The following is a 3,090-nucleotide window of genomic DNA, read 5'->3' as shown; positions in this document are numbered from 1 at the left end:
GCTCCATAACGCCCCCGCCAGGAACAGCGCGACGCCGATCGTGGTCGGCACGTCGAGGACGATGTCGATCATCGACAGCGCCAGCAGCAGCGCGCAGGCGCACAGCATCCCGGCATCCTGCGCCGTCACCGGCCGGCGCCACACGAACCGCAGCACCCGCCACGCCGCGATTCCCGCGGCGGCCGCCAGCAGCGCGGCATAGGGCAGTCCGCCCGACAGGATCAGCTGCAGCGGCAGGTCGTGCGCGGAATTGACCATCCAGGTAAAGCGCGCGGCGGTGACCTCGGTCAGCGAATGGGCGGCGGCGGCGGGAAAGCCGTTCGCGCCATGGCCGAACCACGGCGCATCGCCGATCATCCCGGCATAGCGCCGCCACATCAGCCAGCGCGTGTCGATGCCGTCGCCCAGCAACCCGAAGCGCGAGCGGATCAGCGGCGCGAATGGCAGCGCCGCCAGCGCGGTCAGCGCGACGCCCGCCGCCACCAGCCGCCAGTCGATACGGCGGCGCGCCGGCGCGACCAGCGCGGCCAGCAGCAGTAGCGCGACCGCGAGCGTAAAGCGCGACGCGGTCGCCAACAGCGCCAGCAGCGCGATCGCGACGGCCATGCTCCAGATCGCCACCACCAGCGTATCGCGTCGGCCGCGGCGCGGGGCGGCGATCGCCTGACGCACGCGCGCGGCCGCAAGCAGCGCGGTGACCCCGGCGATCCCGGCGGTGACATTGGCATTGCCGATCAGTCCCAGGAACCGCCCGCCGCGCGCCACCGGCCAGAAGGCGAAGGCGTCGGTGGCGCCGGTGCGGACCAGCACCAGCCCGAGCGCGAGATGCGCCACCGACAGGGCCAGCCACAGATCGATCACGCGCGCCAGCAGCGGCGGGTGACGGGCGGCCCACCACCCCGCGAGCAGCGCGGCGAGACCGCCCAGCCACGACAGCAATCCCGCCGGCACCAGATCCGGCGCGGCCGGCGTGCCCGCGATGCTGCCCAGCACCAGCCAGCCGAACGCCGCCAGCGCGGGCGCCAGTACCGGCAGCGTCGCGCGCCAGCCGCGTTCGGATGGCGCATCGCCCCACAGGGCCGCGCCTAGCAGCGCCGCCATCAGCAGCGTGAACACCGCCTGGCCGGCAATGTCGTTGAACCCGCGAAAGAACAAACCGCTGCCCAGCGCGACGGCGGCCACCACCGGGATCGCGCGCATCCGGTCCGCTGCCTTCGGCGACCAGACACTGACCGACCCCGCGAGCTGATCCGCGGTGGCGGATCGCCCCTTCGGGATGACGTCGGGGGAAGGGGATCGCATGGGGCGTCAAGCTCCTAATCCGCCCGGCGCGAACGGCGCGCGTGGCCGGCGGTAAACGGGGTGTCGGGATTGTGTGAAGCATCGTCAAGTAAATGGTGCACGTCGTCGTAACCACCTCAATATACGCGATCTTCTTAGGCGAGGGCGCATTGCGGACAGGCTGAGAGCCTGGAGTGAGTGCGATGGCCCTACCGAACCTGTCCCTGCTGATGGCCGCCGCGACGGCGCTGGCCTGTGGCCTCGCGCCCGGCGGCGCGGACGCGCGCGCGCGCCAGCCGGCGTTCCTGCCGGGCGGCGCGGTGGCCGATCCGCCCGCCGGTTTCGTCGATTTCTGCGCCCGCGATACCGTGTCATGCGCGGCGGGCCTGTCCCCCGACCGTCTGCCGGCGTTGACGCTGGCTGCGACCGGGTGCGCCACGGGCGAACAATGTGCGCAGCCGTGGAGCGCGGCGGCGATGGTGACCGGCGCGATCGAGCCGGGCGCGACTTTGCCGGCGGCGGCGCTGCTGCGTCCGGCGGTCGTGCGGTCGCCGGCGCCGACAATGCGCCCGGCCGTGGCGCCCGCTGATCTGCTGGCGACGGTCAAGCGCGTCAACAGCCAGGTCAACCGCCGCGTCATCCAGGTCAGCGACCGCGATGCGCGCGGGATCGACGAATATTGGGAGCGTCCGGCAGCGGGCAAGCACCCGGTCGGCGATTGCGAGGATATCGCGATCGAGAAGCGCATGACCTTGGTGGAAGGCGGCTTTCCGCCTGAGCTGCTGTTCCTGGCGGTGGTGTTCAAGCAGGGGTTCGGGCTGCACACCGTGCTGATCGCGCGGCTGCCCGATGGCGACCGCGTGCTGGACAGCCTGTCGGGGCACCTGCGCCGCTGGAACGAGACCCGCTACGTCTGGCTGCGCCAGCAGCGGGCGGACGCGCCGATGGAATGGCACCGCATCGGCGGGCTGCCCAACGTGACGCTGGTTTCGCAGCCGGCCGCCGGAGAGGGGGGGCGTTCCTGAGCGGGACGGGGCGCGGCGCGATGGCTATCGACGTGACCGCCCGGTTCGGGCGATAAGCGCGCACGTCCGCGCGAATCCGCGCCATGCCCCGACCATCGGAGAAACTTCCTGTCCCAGCCGCGTGAATTCGCCGTCCGTAGCGCGGGGCGCTATGCGATGGCGCTGGCCGGGCCGGTGGGCGGGGCGGCGGGCCAGTTCCTGCTGTCGCTGTTGCTGGTGCGCCAGCTGGCTCCGGCGGCATTCGGCCGTTTTTCGTTCCTGATGGTGGCGATACAGCTGGCGTGGGGTGTGTGGGGCGCATTGTTCTGCGCGCCGCTGCCGACGCTGTTCGCCGGGCTGGACCGCGCCGGGATCGCGAAGGTGCGCACGCAGATCGCCGCCGCGCACCTGCCCGCGCTGGTGCTGGCGACCGGGGTCGTCGCGCTGCTGGGCTGGGGCGTGGGCATGGACGGGCCGGCGACGGGAGTGTTCGCCGCCTTTGCCGCGGCATCGCTGGTCCGTTGGTATGCGCGGGCGGAAGCCTATGCGCGCGGGCGACAGATGCTGACCGCGACCAGCGACGGCATCTATACCGTGATCCTGGTCGCCGGGGTCGCGGCGATGGCGATCGGCTGGGCGCGCGGGCTGGTGGCGGCGGGCGCGATCCTGGGCTGGGCCAGCGCGGCGTCGCTGATGCCGTTCGGCGCCGGTTTCGCGCGGGTGCAGTTCGTGCTGCCGCGATGGGATGCGTGGCGCGGTTACCTGACGATCTGGCGCGACCATGCGCGCTGGGCGCTGTTCGGGG

At 72.5% G+C, this 3,090-nt stretch carries 3 protein-coding genes; 2 read left to right on the top strand and 1 reads right to left on the bottom strand.

The window, feature by feature from the left end:
- Positions 1–1,302, bottom strand: a 1,302-nt coding sequence (locus AX685_RS11550; protein WP_066488816.1) for an O-antigen ligase family protein, incomplete at its 3' end; no start/stop codon positions are given.
- A gap of 182 nt (positions 1,303–1,484) precedes the next feature.
- On the opposite strand from AX685_RS11550, the gene AX685_RS11545 reads away from it, so the two are divergent.
- Both AX685_RS11545 and AX685_RS21630 read left to right on the top strand, forming a co-directional pair.
- Positions 1,485–2,306, top strand: a complete 822-nt coding sequence (locus AX685_RS11545; protein ID WP_066488813.1) for a transglutaminase-like cysteine peptidase — start codon at positions 1,485–1,487, stop codon at positions 2,304–2,306.
- Between the two features lie 156 nt (positions 2,307–2,462).
- Positions 2,463–3,090: hypothetical protein (locus tag AX685_RS21630; protein ID WP_197418579.1), on the top strand; the 628-nt coding region annotated here is incomplete at its 3' end.

The sequence above is a fragment of the Sphingomonas sp. CCH9-F2 genome (assembly GCF_001556735.1).
Taxonomy (GTDB): Bacteria; Pseudomonadota; Alphaproteobacteria; order Sphingomonadales; family Sphingomonadaceae; genus Sphingomonas; species Sphingomonas ginsenosidimutans.
This window is presented reverse-complemented; position numbering and strand designations above follow the sequence as displayed.